The 17383-nt window shown below is 69.5% G+C and carries 15 protein-coding genes; 7 read left to right on the top strand and 8 right to left on the bottom strand.

What is annotated here, in order from left to right:
* Positions 1-34 precede the first annotated feature (34 nt).
* The 3 genes from AB0I32_RS15965 to AB0I32_RS15955 all read right to left on the bottom strand — a co-directional run bounded on the left by AB0I32_RS15965 (position 35) and on the right by AB0I32_RS15955 (position 3456).
* The gene (locus AB0I32_RS15965; RefSeq protein WP_357507621.1) at positions 35-1495 is read right to left on the bottom strand and encodes a HAMP domain-containing sensor histidine kinase; all 1461 of its coding nucleotides are present in this window, start codon (positions 1493-1495) and stop codon (positions 35-37) included.
* Positions 1492-2166, bottom strand: a complete 675-nt coding sequence (locus AB0I32_RS15960; protein WP_357507619.1) for a response regulator transcription factor — start codon at positions 2164-2166, stop codon at positions 1492-1494. The genes AB0I32_RS15965 and AB0I32_RS15960 overlap by 4 nt, the downstream gene beginning before the upstream one ends.
* Before the next feature lie 144 nt (positions 2167-2310).
* A complete protein-coding gene (locus AB0I32_RS15955; RefSeq protein WP_357507617.1) occupies positions 2311-3456 on the bottom strand; it encodes an ice-binding family protein in 1146 nt (381 codons plus the stop codon).
* A gap of 603 nt (positions 3457-4059) precedes the next feature.
* On the opposite strand from AB0I32_RS15955, the gene AB0I32_RS15950 reads away from it, so the two are divergent.
* The 3 genes from AB0I32_RS15950 (at position 4060) to AB0I32_RS15940 (ending at position 5978) form a co-directional block, all read left to right on the top strand.
* Positions 4060-4962 (top strand): hypothetical protein, encoded by a 903-nt coding sequence (locus AB0I32_RS15950; RefSeq protein ID WP_357507615.1) that lies wholly within the window; start codon positions 4060-4062, stop codon positions 4960-4962.
* Positions 4959-5138, top strand: coding sequence for a hypothetical protein (locus AB0I32_RS15945; RefSeq protein ID WP_357507614.1), 180 nt, complete (start codon positions 4959-4961; stop codon positions 5136-5138). The genes AB0I32_RS15950 and AB0I32_RS15945 overlap by 4 nt, the downstream gene beginning before the upstream one ends.
* Before the next feature lie 87 nt (positions 5139-5225).
* A complete protein-coding gene (locus AB0I32_RS15940) occupies positions 5226-5978 on the top strand; it encodes a hypothetical protein (RefSeq protein ID WP_357507612.1) in 753 nt (250 codons plus the stop codon).
* 379 nt (positions 5979-6357) lie between these two features.
* Here AB0I32_RS15940 and AB0I32_RS15935 read toward each other — a convergent pair whose 3' ends face one another.
* The 4 genes from AB0I32_RS15935 to AB0I32_RS15920 all read right to left on the bottom strand — a co-directional run bounded on the left by AB0I32_RS15935 (position 6358) and on the right by AB0I32_RS15920 (position 10819).
* On the bottom strand, positions 6358-8376 hold the full coding sequence (locus AB0I32_RS15935) for a hypothetical protein (protein WP_357507610.1): 2019 nt from the start codon (positions 8374-8376) through the stop codon (positions 6358-6360).
* Complete coding sequence (locus tag AB0I32_RS15930; RefSeq protein ID WP_357507608.1) at positions 8369-9157, bottom strand: NAD(P)-dependent oxidoreductase; 789 nt, start codon at positions 9155-9157, stop codon at positions 8369-8371. Before AB0I32_RS15930 ends, AB0I32_RS15935 begins: the two co-directional genes overlap by 8 nt.
* 437 nt (positions 9158-9594) lie before the next feature.
* Entirely contained in the window at positions 9595-10260 is a 666-nt protein-coding gene (locus tag AB0I32_RS15925; RefSeq protein ID WP_357507606.1) for an SDR family NAD(P)-dependent oxidoreductase, read from the bottom strand.
* A 46-nt stretch (positions 10261-10306) separates the two neighbouring features.
* A complete protein-coding gene (locus AB0I32_RS15920) occupies positions 10307-10819 on the bottom strand; it encodes a cyclophilin-like fold protein (protein WP_357507604.1) in 513 nt (170 codons plus the stop codon).
* A 296-nt stretch (positions 10820-11115) separates the two neighbouring features.
* Here AB0I32_RS15920 and AB0I32_RS15915 point away from each other — a divergent pair, with 296 nt between their 5' ends.
* Positions 11116-11802 carry a PAS and ANTAR domain-containing protein gene (locus AB0I32_RS15915; RefSeq protein WP_357507602.1) on the top strand — a complete coding sequence of 229 codons (687 nt, stop codon included), beginning with the start codon at positions 11116-11118 and terminating at the stop codon, positions 11800-11802.
* Between the two features lie 96 nt (positions 11803-11898).
* Here AB0I32_RS15915 and AB0I32_RS15910 read toward each other — a convergent pair whose 3' ends face one another.
* Positions 11899-12732, bottom strand: coding sequence for a thioredoxin domain-containing protein (locus AB0I32_RS15910; RefSeq protein WP_357507600.1), 834 nt, complete (start codon positions 12730-12732; stop codon positions 11899-11901).
* 36 nt (positions 12733-12768) lie between these two features.
* On the opposite strand from AB0I32_RS15910, the gene AB0I32_RS15905 reads away from it, so the two are divergent.
* The 3 genes from AB0I32_RS15905 to AB0I32_RS15895 all read left to right on the top strand — a co-directional run bounded on the left by AB0I32_RS15905 (position 12769) and on the right by AB0I32_RS15895 (position 17237).
* Positions 12769-13776: an NADPH-dependent oxidoreductase gene (locus tag AB0I32_RS15905; RefSeq protein WP_357507598.1), complete on the top strand. Its 1008-nt coding sequence runs from the start codon at positions 12769-12771 to the stop codon at positions 13774-13776.
* On the top strand, positions 13773-14783 hold the full coding sequence (locus AB0I32_RS15900; RefSeq protein WP_357507597.1) for an NADP-dependent oxidoreductase: 1011 nt from the start codon (positions 13773-13775) through the stop codon (positions 14781-14783). The genes AB0I32_RS15905 and AB0I32_RS15900 overlap by 4 nt, the downstream gene beginning before the upstream one ends.
* A gap of 228 nt (positions 14784-15011) precedes the next feature.
* The gene (locus AB0I32_RS15895) at positions 15012-17237 is read left to right on the top strand and encodes a carbohydrate-binding protein (RefSeq protein ID WP_357507595.1); all 2226 of its coding nucleotides are present in this window, start codon (positions 15012-15014) and stop codon (positions 17235-17237) included.
* The last annotated feature ends 146 nt before the right edge of the window (positions 17238-17383 follow it).

Here is a 17383-nt window from a genome sequence, read left to right as displayed (position 1 = left end):
CAGGATCTTGTCCTGTTTCGTCGTACCGCGGTGGTCACTTTCGGGAGGGAGGTGGTACCACGGTACGTCCCGCCGGAGCGCCGTCCGGGGCGGGCGGGACCGCAGCCGGAAGGTCCACCCGGAGCAGCGCGCCACCGCGTGCGGACCGGGCGACGGTGACCCGGCCGCCGTGGGCGTGGACGACCCGCTGCACGATCGACAGCCCCAGACCGGACCCCGGCAACGCCCGTGCGCTGTCGGCACGGTAGAACCGGTCGAAGACCCGCGGCACGTCGGCGGCGTCGATGCCCGGCCCGGCGTCGTCGACCTCGAGCACCGCCGACGCGCCCTGGGCACGGAGCCGGACCTGGACCGGATGGCCCGCGGGAGACCACTTGCCGGCATTGTCGATGAGGTTGAGCACCGCCCGTCGGAGGCCGGCGGGACGCCCGCTCACCCACACGGAGGTCACGTCGAGCGCGACCTCGATGTCGGGCACACGGGAACGCGCCCGGGTGGCGGCGGCCACCACCACGTCGGCGAGGTCGAGCACCTCGGTGCTCTCGTCGCTGATGTCACCGCGCCCCAGGTCGGTCAGCTCGGCTGCAAGGGTGCTCAGCTCGGCCACCTGGGCGCCGAGATCGTCGAGCAGCCGGGTCCGGCTCTCGGCCGGCAGTGCGCTGTCCAGGGTGCCGCGCCGATCGAGCCGGATCAGCAGCTCGACGTTGAGGCGCAGGCTGGTGAGCGGCGTCTTGAGCTCGTGGTCGGCATCCTCGACGAGCAGCCGCTGGGCCCGACGGGAGTCCCGGAGCGCGGCGAGCATGTCGTTGATCGCCTGGATCAGCCGCCGGATCTCCCCACCGCCCTCGTCCGGGATGTCGGCGTCGAGGTCCCGGGTGTGCGCGACACGGACCGCCGCGGCGGTCAGCCGGTCGATGGGCGCGAGCGCGGTCCGCGCCACGGCCCACCCGACAAGGGCGCCGCCGACCACGCAGAACAGCCCGATCAGCAGCATGCCCCACCCGAACTGGTTGATCGGGCTGTCGTCGACGGCGCGGGCCACCTGGACCGCGCCGTCGCCCGCCCGCAGCGTGTGGACGAGGTAGCCGCCGTCGTCGATGTCGCCCGACTCCATCAGCTCGGCGGACGCGCCCTGCGCCACCCGCCCGGCGCGCTCGCTCACCGGGGGCAGCGCGGGTTGGCCGGCCGGCGTCCGGACCGAACCGTCAGGCAGGATGACCCGCACCAGCCGACCGGTTCCGGGGTACGGCGGTAGCTGGACCTGCGCCAGACCGGTGCGCTCCGCCTCCGTCGCCAGGACGCGGGAGTCGGCGCGCAGCTGATCCTCCGCGGCGTCCTGCAGCTCAGACTCCAGGAGCTGGCTGGCCACCTGGAAGGCGAGGAACACGCAGACCGCGATGGCCGTCGCCGCGATCACCGTCAGCCTGGTCCGCAGGGACCGCCGGCGCCACCAACGGGTCAGCCGGCGCGGGCCTCGGCCGGCGGCCCTGCTCACGGAGGAGTCTCCCGCAACGTGTACCCCAGGCCGCGCAGCGTGTAGATCAGTCGCGGCTCACCCTCGGCCTCCAGCTTGCGGCGCAGGTAGCTCACGTACACCTGGAGGTTGTTGGAGGTGGCGCTCATGTCGAAGCCCCAGATCGCCTCGAACAGCGCGTCGCGGGTCAACACCCTTGTCGCGTTGCGCACGAGGACCTGCAGCAGGGAGAACTCGGTCCGGGTCAGACGGAGCGGCCGCCCGCCCCGCCACGCCTCGAACCGGTCGGGATCGACCCGGACGTCGGCGAACGACAGGATCTGCGACTCGTCGTCGCCCGGCGCGCGGCGGCGCAGCAGGGCTCGCACCCGGGCCAGCAGCTCCTCGGTGGCGAACGGCTTGGGCAGATAGTCGTCGGCGCCCGCGTCCAGCCCCGCGACCCGGTCGTGGACCTGGTCCCGGGCGGTCAGCATCAGCACCGGCAGATCCCGACCCGCCGCCCGCAACCGCCGGCACGTCTCCAACCCGCCGAGGCGGGGCATCATCACGTCGAGGATCAGCAGGTCCGGCGCGTCGCCGTCGACCCGGTCGAGGACGGCGAGACCGTTGGCGACGGTGCTGGTGTCGTAACCCTCGACCTGGAGCACCCGCTCCAGCGAGTCGCGGATGGCCGCCTCGTCATCCGCGATCATGATCCGCACGCCGGCCCCGCCCCCTCCGATCGATGCTCTTGCCGTTCATTGTTCCCGAACAACCTGAGACCAGGATGAGGACGCCGCCGCACCGTGAAAGCCGTCGGGCCGCCCGAACCAGGATGCTCCGGGCGACCGCACGTGTCAGGCCTTCCGGCGGCGCATCCTGACACCGGTCGCGATGAGGCCGACTCCGGCGAGGATCGCCGCGATCGCCACGGTGAGCAGCGGGGTGTTGACTGACGGCCCGGTCGTGGCGAGCATGCCCTGGCTGCCTCCGCCGGGTCCACTGCCGTTGCCGGGCCCACTGCCGTTGCCGCTGCCCGGGCCGCCGGGAGCTCCGTTGCCACCAGGGCCGCCGTCGCCGGGCGGAGTCGCGCTCGGCGGCCCTGACGGGGCGTCGCTCGGAGGCGCCGTGGGGCCGTCGGTCGGTGGCCCTGTCGGGTTGTCGGTCGGTGACGGGCTGCCCGTGGGTGGCCCTGTCGGGTTGTCGGTCGGTGAGGGGCTGCCCGTCGGTGGCGGCGAGGACGGCGGAGCGGTCTCGCAGGCGCTCTGGGTGAAGACGTTGGAGTCCAGGGTGACTGACCCGTTGCGGGCCAGCGCACGCCCGTCGACTGTGGTGTCGGTGGTGACGCTGATCGAGGTCAGGGCCATGATCGTGCCCACGAACGTGGTATCCGTGCCCAGCGTGGCCGAGCTGCCGATCTGCCAGAACACGTTGCAGGCCTGCGCGTCGTTCAGAAGTGCGACGGTGCTCGAGCTCGCGGTGGTGAGTGCGGATCCGACCTGGAAGATGAAGACGGCGTCCGGGTCGCCCCGAGCGTCGAGCGTGAGCGTGCCGGTGAGCCCGATGGAGCTGGATGCGTTGTAGACACCTGGCTCAAGGGTGAGCCCGCCCAGGTCTCCGGAGATATTTGTGTCGGGCGCCTGCCCCGCGGCGTCGTTGTACGCGATGGTGAGGTCGCTCTGTGCCTGGAGCGCGTGGGCGTTCGCCGAGTGCGTGTCGCCCAGGGCGACGCCAGGCGGGAACCCCGTGATCGCCGTACCCGGGCTCACGCCGACGTTGTCGGAGAGAACGGAGGGTCCGGTGTTGGTGACGGTCTGCCCGCCGAGCACCGAGTAGGTGCCGGCCGTGCCGAGGTCGACGGGGGTGCCTGCCGCCCAGGCCTGCTGTGTCGCGAGCACGAGGGTGAGCGCGCCTCCCAGTGTGAGGGCCGAACCCATGGCGGCACGTCGGATCGAACGCGGCCGGGCGGTCGCCTCCGCGTGCCGGACTTTATGCTTTCTCATGAAAATCCCTTCCGACCCTCCGAATTTCGGAGTATCGATCGCGCTTTTTGGATGCATTGGACACTACGCATAGGACGGCGGTTGTGCGCCCGGAATCGGATTTCATGGGAGAGTAACTTGCACTCTCGGGCGGTTCTCGCCGATCCTGCGTTACGCAGCATTTCGGGCCGGGAAGAGTGGCACCACGCCCGGACGCACTGCCCGGTTTGTCGCGCTGGCAATCTCCACCAGCTCTCTGACCTGCGCGCATATGTTCATGCTGGAGTTCGCCATTCGAAATCCAGCCCCTGGGAAATTGCTTGACTTGCTGCGGAAGCATGCGACATTGCCGCCCAATTAGCCCACCATTTCGATTCGGGGTGAAATTGCGGGTGATATGTTGCGAACGCGGCCCTCGTTCTGGGGGCGGGGGCCGCAGCGCACGGTCGCGTCAAGACCTCATTCCAACGGGCTGCCGGATTCGAAGGAGCCCGTCATGGAAAAGACCTGAACCGTGGAAGGAAATGACGCCGGGGATTCAACGCCCTGACCGCCCGCGCGTCGGCGACGCAGCAGACGGCGCTGGCGATCGGCGTCCTGACGGTCATCCTCTCGACCGTCGCGATGGGTCTCTTGACCGCTGCCGGGAGCGTGCTGCGTCCCGCGTCGTCGGACGACGCGATCGCCACCGCGGAGCGCGAGGGGCGTCTGCACCTGGCCAGGGTCGTGGACATCTCGTCGACCGGGACCCGGATCAACGACAACCCGGTGGCCGAACTGCGGCTCGTCGTGGCGTCGTCGTCCCGTTCGCCGTACTCGACGCGGACGCGGGCGCTGATCGACCAGGTGCGCCTGCCGCAGTTCCAGCCGGGCAACGTGGCCGTGGTGCTGCAGGAGAAGGCCGACCAGCCCGCGGTCACGCTCGTCCAGTCGCCCCCGCAGAGCTGGCGCGACAAGGTCGCGGACGACACCCACGTGAGCCGGATGGACCACGCACCCGAGTGGGCGCAGGAGCCGAGCACGACCCGCGACGCGCGCGGGATCCTGCGGATCCCGGCCGCGGTGCTCGTGCTGCTGCTCGTCGTCGGCTTCGCCGCCCGCCTCTACCCGGTGCGCTCGGAGCTCGCCGAGATCCTCGCGGGCGCCTCGCCGTCCGAGGTCGCCGACGCCCGCACGCTAGGCCTCGAGCGGGCGGAGAGCACCCTGGAACCGGCGCGCGCTCAGGAGGTGATCGACGCCCTCGTCGCCGAGGCGGGACACAGTCGATTCACGGAGATCCAGCTCGGCTCGACGACCGCGTCGGGCACCGTTCCGAGCTCGCCCGACGCCGACACCACGGACGACATCGACTGGCGGGACGGCGAGGTCACGGGCCGGGAACCGTCGCTCATCCAGCCGAGCGGCGACGAGCTGCCGCTGCAGACCTTCGACGTCGCCGACGTCGACTGGGTCGGACTCCAGGGCCTCGCCGACCGCCTGCCCGAGCGGGCGGCTTCGAGCTCGAGGACGCGCCGTCGGTCACCGTGAGCGTGCCGTCGCGCACGTTCAACGAGGACGACCTCCCGTACCAGATCAGCATCTGGGGGTCGGGGGCGTACCACGATGCGTCGGTCACCTACGACCCGGACGGGAGCGTCATCAGCATGAACGGGGGCGCGGCCGGGTCCGAGATCGCGGCCTGGGTGGCGGTGGAGCAGGGCTGACCGGCGGGGTCCTGCAAGGGCGGACCTGCACCGGACACATTCCGGAAGAGCGCCGCTGAGGATGCGGCTCTGACCGGAGGAGCCGACATGATGCGACGGAGCGGGCTGATGCAGGGCGGGGCGGTCGCCCTGGTGATGCTGGCCGGTGGTTGTGCCCAGGCGGACGCCGCCGGCGGGTCACCCGTCGGTGACGAGGCCGGGGAATCGGTGGAGTACCTCTGCCAGGGCACGCCGGTCCCGGCGTCGGTGCTGACGGACGGCGCCACCGCCGACCAGCTCGGCGAGGAAGCTGCCGCCGCGCTGGACGGGGCAAGCGTCCCCGACATCGACCCGCAGCAGTGGCGCGTGCTGACCGAGACCGACACGAAGGTCTACCTCGTCCGGGAGCTGCCCGAGCCGCGGGACAGCGACGGCGAGCAGCGCACGCACGAGGTCATGGGCATCGAGTGGCTCGATGAGACCGAGGACGGCGGCGAGGGCTGGCAGCTCTGGCGGCACGGCGACTGCGCACTGCGGTACGACCTGGGTGACCTCGGTAGCGCGGTAGTGGCGCTCGACCCCGACAACCCTCCGGACCCCGGTTCCTCGCAGGTGCACCTGCTCGTCAGCGAGTTCGCGTGCGCGAGCGGCGAGCCGGCCGACGGCCGGGTCACCCTGGAGCGCCTGGTCGAGCGCGAGGACCGGGTGGAGCTCGTGGTCGGCGTCGAGGCCCCGCCGGGCGTTCAGACCTGCCAGTCCCACCCGCCGACGCCGTTCGTCGTCGAGCTGGACGAGCCGCTCGGTGCCCGGACCCTGGTGGACGTCGCGGTGTATCCGGAGCGGGAGCTGGCAGCCCCCTAGCGGCATCCGCCGCCGTCGTCCGCCCGACCGAGACCGACAAGACTCCGTCCGGGCGATGTCGATCTGGACCCGGCTTCCTTCGTCGGTTGGGTAACCAACCGGGCCGAGGGAGGAAGACAGATGAACCCGCTACAGACCCATCCTGAGGAGCTGATCGCCCGCGAGGCGGCACTGGCCAGACCGGTCGAACGCGGACTGGTGCTGGTGCTCGCCTGCGCGGCGCAGGCCATCGTCAGCCTCGACATGGCGATCGTGAACGTGGCGCTGCCGTCGATCCAACGCGATCTCAGCTTCGACCGCGACAGCCTGCAGTGGGTGATCGTCGCTCAGAGATGCCCGCGTTACCGTGGCCCATCTGGTGCTACGCGTGCGCCTCATCTCATCGGGGCTGGAGGTCCCGCAACGTGGTGGCGACGCCCTGAAGCCACCTCGGTGACGCCAGCGCCCACATTTCGCTACGGCTCGCGCGCACCACACTGATCGTGACGACGGTGAGGCCCACCCCGGTGAGTGCGAGAGCGACCTCGGTCTCAACGGTCCCGGAGGCGAGGAGCCACCACGGGGCGCTGAGAACCGCAACGGCCACGATGATCGGGATCGGGAGGACTGCCCAGAAGAGCCGGCGGTATGCGCGAAGGACACGTTCGTGCGTGCGTGTCGTCGCGGCGTACTGGCTGCGGAGGACTTCGTCTGCGGTCTTGTACGCCAGCTCGGCCTCGTCAGGGAGTTCCTCCAGGGGCTCATGGTCTTCCTCGACCGTCCGCCCGCTCCACATGGGGGCGTTGCCCAGATACATGAGGCGTGCAGCAGATTCCAGGAAGAGGCTCTCCAAACTGCCCCATCTCAGTTGGGCGTCCTGGGGTTCGGTCTCGACGAAGCGCTCTTGATTGAGGGCCACCGTGTACCGGTAGATCGCCCGCTCGCCGGGTATCAAGTCTGATGGCGAGAGACCGACAGGACGGCTGCCGAGGGCGTCCTGGTCGAGCCACGCTGCGAGCTTGCCTGGCACGGAGTACGGGGGTGTCTCAGGCACCGGGAACTCTTCAAGGAGCTCGTCGCAACCGGTCACGTGCAGGCACCAGCGAGCGTCCCAGATCACATCGGACTCAGTCTCCCTCGCGACATGCGTGAGGATCCAACGTCGGAGCGTTTCTACCTTGGACAGGTCGTGCCCTGCGAGTCGGGCGGCGGCGTACAGATTGACGGTGGGGATCAGCAAGTTGTCGACGGCACCGCGCCCATTGACGCGATGCGCGATGGACTTCTCCACCAGGTCGCGGGCAGCCTCCAAGGTCAGGCTGCCAGGGATCTGAATCTGGCTCTCAATATTCCTGGAGATCTGCTTCGTCAACAGGACGAACGCCAAGATGACGAAGGTCGGATTATCCAGGAGATCGACCTCGGCGATCCTGCGACTGAGCTGTCGGATCAGACGAAGGTCTCGGGGCTCGCCCGCCATGTGTGTGTAGATCGAATAGTCCTCGCCGTGGAACGAGGGAAAAGCAATGCTCCCGCTGACCTCGAGGATTCGATAGAGGAACGCACGGGAGGTCAGGCCTGAGGCGTCGAGTGCGGCATCCTTGCTGTATTTGACGTGGTTCGCCCAGAGGCGGACGTCGGCGAGCAGGTGGTCGGCGGGATCATGGATGTGGACAAGGGCGTTCGACTCCCGCTCTGGTAGGAAGTCGTGCGGAATGTCGTTGCAGGGACCAACGACGACGTGGGTCCGTGCGGCTACGAGCCACTGCAGGACGTTAGTCAGGATCTGGTCGTCGTTGAGGTCGTCCAGACCCATGTTCGACACGGCGACGCGGTATCGACCGTTCGAGAGCCGCACCAACGGCGCCGTGCCGCCGCTGGGCAGCGTGGCACTGCCCTGCACGGAGGTCGTCCAGGCGTCGGGGTACTCGGCAGTGATTGCGACATCCGTGCGAAGCGTGTCCGTCGCTAGTCGCAGAGAGAAGTTCCCGAGCGGATCGCTGACAGTCAACGACGTCGGGCCCGCCGTTTGACCGGTGAGCCGGAAGAAGACCGCGCCGAGATCCTGGTGCGGTTGGAAGGTGAAGCCGCGGCCCGCGAGAAATCGTGCCATCACGAGCAGGCCACCGCTGCGGGACACGAATTTCTGGATGGAGTCAGCATGGTCGACGAGGGCCTTGCGCACCGCGCCGTGCTGAAGTGCGCCGGCCGTGAAGACGATCGCTGCGAGCCGGGACAACTGATCACTGGCGATCAGGGTCGCGACGTCAGCCTCGTCGACGTACACGCAGCTGGCCCACGCCGGGGCGCAGCGGTCGAAGAGCGCTCGGTGCCGATCCGGATAGTGCGCCGCCGCGGAGGAGGAAACGACAATGGCGATTCGGGACTTCTCCAGGACCTCGATCGCTGGATCACTCACCGGCCTCTCCCGTGAAGACGGCGTGGTCCCACTGCTGCCCGTCCGGCGTTGATGTCGCGGCCCGCAGCCGGAATCCTGTCGGGTGACGAAGTTCCTCCCGGACATACTCGGCCAGGTCCCCGTGGAACAGCCAGGACCGCATCAGCCGGTCGCGTCGTTGCTTGCCGAAACCGAGGTAGGACAGTTCGTCTGACTCGATGAGCCGGACAGGGTCGTCAATGGCACGCATGGTGCCGATCCGGAGGACGCTGACCGGCAATCCGGACCAGTCATTGGCGAACCGCACGGTCGCCTCCGCAAAGGCCTTGGCCGCGCCATACATGCCGTCAGGCCGAATCGGACTCTCGGCACGAACCGGCTGTACCTGCCTTCCGTCAAGCCAGTCACGCTCGTACCAACCGATCGAGTGTGTGCTCGACGCCAGGATGAGCCGCCGCGTCCCGGCTTCCACGGCGGCACCGACCACCGCACGGGTCCCATCGATCTCCACGGTCTGCAGCCCGTCCCAGCCCGACAGCACCCCGGTCGCAAGGTGGATGACAACGTCGACCGAGTCGACCAGCGAGCTAACAAGGTCAACGTCGGCGACGCTGCCCACCGTGTGGCTGACGTACGCGGGATGCGGGGTCCCACCGATGTCGATGCCGTGGAGCTCCAGTTCCCCGCCGAGATGTTCCGCGATGACCCTGCCGATCACCCCGCAAGCACCGGTCACCAAGACACGGTTCCCGGTCCGACGGGGAACATCCGGCGCAACGCCGGCGGTGATGGGCAGTTGCACGTTGTCCTCCGGCTCCTACGAACCGCTCCGGTCCGTCTGACCAGGAATTATGGCGAACAACATCCGCCCATCGGAGGCGCGCCGACGGCGTGTCGGAGAGTTCACCTGGTGCGGGTTCGTCATCCACTACAGCCCGAGGGACGGCGAGAAGTACCACGTCCGCGCCGGAGACTGCCCCGGGCAACCTCGAAGCGACCGTGTCATGCCCAGGTTCTCTTGCGAGCGACCGGGCGCTCCCGACCTCCCACCGACGGCAATCATTGACCCTGTACGGCCCACCGCATCCCGTGGGTGCGTGCGACATTTCCGGTTCCGAGAACGGCGATCCTTCGAGTCGAGGACGGAGTGCGATCCGTGTGGGCCATGAATCGACGGTCGGAACCGTGGCGTACACCGAACGGTGCGCAGCACCTGGCCGCGGAGATTCCGGATGCTCTTCAGGCGTCGAGCTGGTCGGCGAACGTCCGGAACTCGCCCCGGTCGGTGTGGATCGTCCACAGGGTGCCGGCCAGCACACCCGGGTCGTGGGTGGGGTGCCCGGGCTGGATCGCGCCGGGGATGATGAGCTGACCGACGTGGACGTTCTCCGGGGCCAGGGCGTCGTGGAGCATGCGTGCATAGGCGCTCTCGCCCGCGAACGCGACGGAGGTCCCTGCGACGGCGGGATTGGGGCGGGCGCCGCTGCCGCCGTTGACGAACAGGACGGTTCCCCGCCCGAGGGACCGCATGCCCGGGAGGACCTGCTGCACGGCGGTGACCGGGCCGAGGACGGAGAACTCCACCGCTGCGGTCAGGTCGTCGACAGTGGTCTCCAGGACAGGCCGCAGAAACTCCCGCTGCGGGATTGGGCTGTACTCGAGCACCTCGATGGTTCCGAGCTCCTCGGACGCCCCGCCGAGGGCCGCGACCAGCGACTCCGGGTCGCGGACGTCGGCCGCGTAGCCGCGTGCGGTGACGCCGTCGGCCTGGAGGTCGGCGGCGAGCTGGTCGAGGCGCTTCTGGTTGCGGGAGATGAGGGCGACGGCGAAGCCCTCGGCGCCGAACCTGCGGGCGACGGCGGCGCCCAGGCCCGGGCCCGCACCCACGATGGCGATGGTGGTCATGATGCTCCTTCGTTGCGTCGTGCTTGCTGCGTCATCTCTTGTTGCGTCATCGGTCGACTACCTCGACGGTCACCTCGTCGCTCGCGAGCTGGTCGAGCTGGTCGCGGCTGGCTTCGTAGGTCCCGAGGTGCAGGGTCTGGTCCGAGTACTCGATGCCGTCGGCGTTGTAGTAGAAGCCGATGTTGCCCCACGGGGTGAAGTAGATGAGATCGCCGTTCTCGGGATCCGAGCCCGGCGTGCCGTCCGCCTTGAGCTCCCGGGGCGGGTAGCCGATCTTCTCGCGGCCGTTGAGCTCCTCCAGCTCCATCGTGAGGGGGAGGAGCGAGAGGAAGTCGCGCGTCGTCGGGGTGTCGGCGCCGATCGTGACGTCCACGGACGCGCCCCCGCCGGTGAACCGCACGACGGTGCCCTCGACGCGTGCTGGGTCGGTGGGGGAGGTGGACGGGGATGGTGACGTGGGCGGCGATGTCGTTGGCGATCCAGGCGCCGCCGTGTCTCCGCACGCGGCCAGCAGCGTGACCGCTATCACGGAGGCGAACAGCGGGAGTGGGCGTCGCACAGGAGGCTCCTCAGGTGCTGGTGCGAAGGCAGAGCCGGCGGAGGTTCCACGGGCGTAGCAGCGATCAGTTGTTCTCTCGCTACCCATCAGAACGCCAGGCTGCCCTGGTGTGGGAGGCCTGGACAGTACCCCTCAGGCGTCGGCCGGCGGCATCGCGCCGGCGCTGGCCGAAACGACCAGGAGCGGGTGAAATTGCTAGACCGTGAAGTATCTTCATCGCGATATTCTTTCCGTCGCAGGTGAGGTGCCCTCCCCAGGGGGCAGGAGCCGCGTCAGTCAGCACCAGAGGAGGACCCGTGAACACCGCCCCCAGGCCCAGTCAGACGACGTCAGCGAGCGACATCGAGGAAGTGCTCGTCAGCGGCATCCGGCCTCCCGTCGGTCGGTACCGGCTCGACCTGGCGACGGAGGAGTGGGCCTGGTCGGACGAGGTGTACGTGATGCACGGATTCCAGCCGGGCGAGGTGGTACCGACGACGCCGCTGATGCTGTCGCACAAGCATCCGGACGACCGCGGCCGGGTGGACGGCTTGCTCCAGCGTGCGGCGGAGACGGGGCAGCCTTTCAGCTCGGTGCACCGCATCGTGGATGCGGCAGGAAAGACCCGCACGCTGGCAGTCACCGGTCAAGGCCGGCGTGACCCGGCCACCGGTCAGATGACGGAGCTGTTCGGGTACTTCATCGACGTGACCAAGGCGCAGCGTGAGGCGGCGGCTCGCGAGGCGTCGGCCTCGATCCAGGCGTCCTCGGAGCGCCGTGCGGTGATCGAGCAGGCCAAAGGCGTGCTCATGGTCGTCCACGGCATCGAGGAGGACGAGGCGATGGGCCAGCTGCGCGAGGCGTCCAACCAGTCGAACCTTCCCCTGAGGGACATCGCCTACTCGCTGGTGCAGCTTTTCTCCGGGCCAGATGTCACGGAGTTCCCGACGAGCGAGGTCATCGACAAGTTCCTGGCCGACCCGGTCCTGTCGGACGACCTCTGACGCCCTGTGGGCGACCGGCTCATCCGGGAAAGGTCCGAAGCCAGGACTCTCGGGGTGCTTCGATCCAGGATCGCACGTGATCTTCCATCGTTTCACTTACCGTCCCGATACCCTCAGGGGCATCAATTCGCCTGAAATTATCGAATGTATCGAGACAGGCGCGTGCGACTGCAGGGTACAAATCAGCTGCTTCAACTGAGTCCGGGCGGGGGCTGAGCCGGCCAGGGCGGACCGGACGGCCTGGGCCAGGGCTTCAGGGCTGGTGACCTCGTGCTTTTCGCCGTCCAGGAAGAACGTGGGCGTACCGCCGACGCCGAGCGCTCGGCCCTCGTCGAAGTCGGACTGCACTCGTTCGGTCGTCGCAGGGTCGGCGGCGGCGTCGTACGCGTTCATGTCCAGCCCGAGCTCCTGTGCGAAGCCGCGAAAGATATCCGCCCTGGAGTCCTGCGCCTCGCCCCACTCGGCCTGCGTCTCGTACATCCGCTGGTACATCGGCTCGAGCCGGCCCTGAGCTGCCGCGGCCTCGACCGCGACGGCAGCGTTGGTGGAGTTGACGTGCGCGGGGATCGGGAAGGAGCGCAGCACGACGGTGAGCTCGTCACCGTGTTCCGCACGCAGCTGCTCGACGGTGGGGTAGTAGGCGCGGCACACCTCGCACTCGAAGTCGAGGAACTCCACGAGCACTGCCTTCTCGTCGGGCGCCTGGTTCAGGACGTGGCTGTCGTCGCGCACGACGTCGGCGGCGGCCCTGTCGCGTTCTGGGGTGGCCAGGATGGAGGCGACCAGGAGGCCGAGCAGTCCGAGCACCCCGATCCGGAGCACGAGCTGGAGCAGGCGGCGTGAGGTCAGACGCTGGGTGGTCGGGCGGGCACGAGCCCGCCCGGAGTATGAGATGCCGACGCGGGGTATTGACGAGAGGGCGCTCCGCATGAGTGCGTAGCCCTCCGTCCACCCTACGGAGCTCTCATGACAGCCATCGACGCCTCTCCGGTCGCCACCCGACCGACCGAGACCGCCTCCGCACCCGCCATCCGGTCCGTCCAGGAACCGGCCCGGACCACCCGCACCGCACGGGCGCTGAAGCCCGACCCCGGGCCTCGGGATCACCCCGGCCGGCTCTCCGCCGCCCGCACCCAGGTCGCCGCACGCTACGGAGTGAACGCCCGGCACGCCGACACCGCAGCGCCGCAGGTCTCCGGGACCCTCGCCGCCGCAGCCGACCTGCCCCGTTCGGTGCTCGAGGTCCAGCTCGGCCACCGCTCCGTCCGGCGGTTCCTGCCCGGGCCGCTGGCACCCTCCGTGCTGCCCACCCTGGTCGCGGCCGCGCAGTCCGCACCGACGTCGTCCAACCTGCAGCTCTGGAGCGTCGTCGCGATCACCGACCCGGCACGCCTCGCACGCATCGCCACGCTGTCCGGCGAGCAGGACCACGTCCGAGACGCACCTCTCCTGCTCGTCTGGATCGCGGACGTCGCCCGCGTCCGCGCGCTCGCCGCCAGCCGAGGCACGGCGGTACACGCCACCGGCTACCTCGAGACCACCATGACCGCGTTCCTCGACGCCGCGCTCGCCGCCCAGAACGCGGTCGTCGCCGCCGAGTCCCTCGGCCTGGGCACCGTCTACCTCGGCGGCGTACGGGACGACCCGGAGGCGCTCGCGGCCGAGCTGAAGCTGCCCCGGGGGACCGCCCCGGTCGTGGGGCTGGTCGTGGGCCGCCCGGACCCGGCATGCCCCGGACGGGTCAAGCCCCGCCTACCGCAGACCGTCGTCCTGCACCACGAGACCTACGACATGGCGCGGCAGCTCCGGTCGCTGGGCGCGTACGAACGGCGCATGACCGCCTTCTACCGCGACGAGGGCTTCACGGGAGGATGGATCGGGCGCGTCCTGACCCGCATGCGCGGCAACGGGTCGCTGCGCGGACGGGAACGGCTGCGCTCGGCACTGGCCGCGCTGGGTATGCCGTCGTGGTGACGTCCCGGGCGACCGAGGTGCGGCTCGCGTCGCGCCCGCACGGTGTCCCCACGCTGGACGACTTCGACGTCGTGGTCGTCGAGATCCCGACTACGCCGCCGGGGCAGATGCTCGTGCGCAACCTGGTGATGAGCGTCGATCCGGCGATGCGTGGCCGGATGCGCGGTGTGAAGTCCTACTCGGCGCCGTTCGAGGTCGGCGAGGTCATGTACGGCGCCGCCGTGGGCGAGGTGATCGAATCGACGGCGGACGGCTACCGGCCGGGTGATCACGTCCTGCACCAGCTCGGCTGGCGCACGCACGCGGTCGTCGATCCGGCACACGCGGTGAAGGTGGACGGGTCGGCGGCGCCGCTCTCGGCCTACCTCGGTGTGCTGGGCATGCCGGGGCTGACGGCCTACGCCGGCCTGCTGGTGTCCGCGGAGTTCAAGGCTGGCGACACGGTGTTCGTGTCCGCTGCCGCGGGCGCCGTGGGCTCACTGGTCGGGCAGCTCGCGAAGCTGAAGGGGGCCGAGCGGGTCATCGGCTCGGCCGGCTCCGCGGAGAAGGTCAGCTACCTGCTCGACGAGCTCGGGTTCGACGCCGCGTTCAGCTACCGGGACGGTCCGGTCCACGACCAGCTGCGTGACGTTGCGCCCGACGGCATCGACGTCTACTTCGACAACATCGGCGGCGACCATCTCGAGGCGGCGATCGACGTGATCAACGTGCACGGCCGGATCGCGGTGTGCGGAATGATCTCGCAGTACAACGCCACCGAGCCGACTCCGGCTCCGCGCAACCTCGCACAGATCATCGCCAAGCGGCTCACCATGCGGGGCCTGCTCGTCCTGGACCACGCGGGACTGCGGGATCAGTTCGTCGCCGAGGTCGCCCCGCTGGTCGCCTCGGGAGAGCTCAAGTATTCCGAGACCTTCGTCGACGGGATCCGCAGCGCACCGGAGGCGTTCCTCGGCCTGCTGTCTGGCGCCAACACCGGGAAGATGCTGGTCCGTCTCTCCGGCTGAGGCCAACGAAACATTTAAGTAACTGCTACTCGTTGACACCGGGCAAACGCTTACCTTACCGTCGACGACGCCGATTAGATCGATTCAAGTAGATCGATTCAAGTTCGGTGGTGGACGACACCGTGGCGATGGAGCCCCGCCGTCGTCACCGCACCTCGCCAGCCCTCAGCCCGTGCCCGAAACGGCCGAGCCACCTCAAAGACGAGCCACTGCACAGAGGAGCGAACAATGTCTGAACCAAGATCCGGGCGAAGAAGGACCAGAGTGGCGCTCGTGGCCGGGCTCTCCGGTCTCGCCGTCGTCGCGTCGAGCGTCGTCGCGCTGAATGCGGCCCACGCCGCCACCGTCCGCCACGAGGCAGAGACCGCCCCGACCGTCTGCGGTGGCCTGGTCGAGGCCAACCACGCCGGGCACTCGGGCAGCGGGTTCTGCAACTCCGACAATGCTGTCGGCGCCGCGGTCGAGTTCCGGGTCAACGCCGCCGCGGCGGGCCCGGCGACCCTGACGTTCGGCTACGCCAACGGCGGGACGGAGAGCCGGCCGGGCGAGGTGCTCGTGAACGGCGCAGTGGTGGGGACCTCGCAGTTCGGCGCCAGCGGCGCCTGGACGAGCTGGGCGAGCCAGACCGTCACCGCTCAGCTCGCCGCCGGCACGAACACCGTCCGCCTGCGGGCCACCGGCGCGGGCGGCCTGGCCAACATCGACTACCTGGACGCCACGACCGGCGGCTCCGAGGAGCCGGGCGGCGGCAACGGCGTCTACGAGGTAGAGGCCCTCACCCGTGGCATGACCGTCGTGCCATCGGGCAGCGGCAACCTCGTCAGCTGGCGCCTGCTGGGCACCGACGCCCAGAACGTGGCCTTCAACGTCTACCGCGACGGCACGAAGCTCAACTCGACGCCGATCACCGGCGCCACGAACTACCTCGACACCGGCAACGGGACCTACACCGTCGCGGCCGTCAACGGCGGCACCGAGGGGACGCGCGTGGGAGCCGAGGTCAGGTTCGGCTCGGGCGGCTACTTCGACATCCCGATCAGCCGGCCCTCGAGCATCCACGAGGCCAACGACGCCAGCGTCGCCGACCTGGACGGGGACGGCGACTACGAGTACGTCGTCAAGTGGTCGCCCACCAACGCCAAGGACAACTCGCAGTCCGGCGTCACCGACAACACCATCGTCGACGCCTACACCCTCCAGGGAACCCGCCTGTGGCGGATCGACCTGGGGCGCAACATCCGGTCCGGTGCCCACTACACCCAGTTCCAGGTGTACGACTACGACGGCGACGGCGACGCCGAGATCGCGATGAAGACCGCCGACGGCACGCGCGACGGACGCGGCGTCGTCATCGGCAACGCCAGCGCCGACCACCGCAACAGCGGCGGCTACATCCTGACCGGACCGGAGTATCTGACGATCTTCGACGGCCGGACCGGCGGCGCAATCGACACCGTCAGCTACCAGCCCCCGCGCGGCAACGTGGCGGACTGGGGCGACAACTACGGCAACCGGGTCGACCGCTTCCTGGCCGGCACCGCGTACCTCGACGGGTCCACGCCGTCGATGATCTTCGCGCGCGGCTACTACACACGCTCCGTGATCTGGGCGGTCGACTTCGACGGCCGGGACCTCACGACCCGCTGGATCTTCGACTCCAACTCCAAGGGCGCGCAGTACGAGGGCCAGGGCGCGCACAGCCTGTCGATCGCCGACCTGAACGGCGACGGCCGGCAGGACGTGGTCTACGGGGCGATGGTGGTCGGCTCGGACGGCAACGCGTTGTGGAACTCCCGCATGGGCCACGGTGACGCGCAGCACGTCTCGGACTTCGTGCCCAGCCGTGCGGGCCAAGAGGTGTTCATGGTGCACGAGAGCGGCACCGCTCCGTCGTCCAGCCTCCACGGCTCGAACGGCACGGTCCTGTTCCAGACCAGCCCCAGCGGTGACAACGGCCGCGGCGTGGCCGCCAACGTCACCACCGGCAACGCCGGGGGCGAGTACTGGTCCTCGAATGTGACGGACCTCCGGAACTCCGCGGGAAGCTCCGTCGGCACCAAGCCGAGCTCCATCAACTTCCTGGCCTGGTGGGACGGCGACGGCGAGCGCGAGCTGCTGGACGGCACCGCCATCGACGACTACCAGAACGGCCGTCTGCTGACCGGCTCGAACGTGGCGTCGAACAACAGCACGAAGGCGACCCCGTCGCTCTCGGCGGACCTGTTCGGCGACTGGCGCGAAGAGGTCGTCTGGCGGACCGCCGACAACACGGCGCTGCGCATCTACGCCACACCGCACAGGACGACGCTGCGGATCGCGACGCTGATGCACGACCCCCAGTACCGCGTGGCGATCGCCTGGCAGAACACCGCCTACAACCAGCCGCCGCACCCGAGCTTCCACATCGGCAGCGAGGTCACCAGCTACCCCTGGCCCAACATCCACACCCCGTAACCGGGCGACACCTCCACGATCAGGCTCCGGATCAGCGGCGGGCGGGGCGCGCGGCCCCCCCCCCCCCCCCCCCCCCCCCCCCCCACGCCGCGACGGGCACGGTGAAGGCGCCGCCGCGCAGCGACCCGAAGTGCTCGCGGTCGACG

Origin of the sequence: Promicromonospora sp. NPDC050249, assembly GCF_040656015.1 — a bacterium.
Classification (GTDB): Bacteria; Actinomycetota; Actinomycetes; order Actinomycetales; family Cellulomonadaceae; genus Promicromonospora.
This window is presented reverse-complemented; position numbering and strand designations above follow the sequence as displayed.

Coding starts and splice junctions, on each gene's coding strand:
- AB0I32_RS15940 (WP_357507612.1), top strand. CDS start 5,226: ATGATGCGACGGAGCGGGCTGATGCAGGGCGGGGCGGTCGCCCTGGTG.
- AB0I32_RS15895 (WP_357507595.1), top strand. CDS start 15,012: ATGTCTGAACCAAGATCCGGGCGAAGAAGGACCAGAGTGGCGCTCGTG.
- AB0I32_RS15905 (WP_357507598.1), top strand. CDS start 12,769: ATGACAGCCATCGACGCCTCTCCGGTCGCCACCCGACCGACCGAGACC.
- AB0I32_RS15925 (WP_357507606.1), bottom strand. CDS start 10,260: ATGACCACCATCGCCATCGTGGGTGCGGGCCCGGGCCTGGGCGCCGCC.
- AB0I32_RS15950 (WP_357507615.1), top strand. CDS start 4,060: ATGGGTCTCTTGACCGCTGCCGGGAGCGTGCTGCGTCCCGCGTCGTCG.
- AB0I32_RS15960 (WP_357507619.1), bottom strand. CDS start 2,166: ATGATCGCGGATGACGAGGCGGCCATCCGCGACTCGCTGGAGCGGGTG.
- AB0I32_RS15910 (WP_357507600.1), bottom strand. CDS start 12,732: ATGCGGAGCGCCCTCTCGTCAATACCCCGCGTCGGCATCTCATACTCC.
- AB0I32_RS15955 (WP_357507617.1), bottom strand. CDS start 3,456: ATGAGAAAGCATAAAGTCCGGCACGCGGAGGCGACCGCCCGGCCGCGT.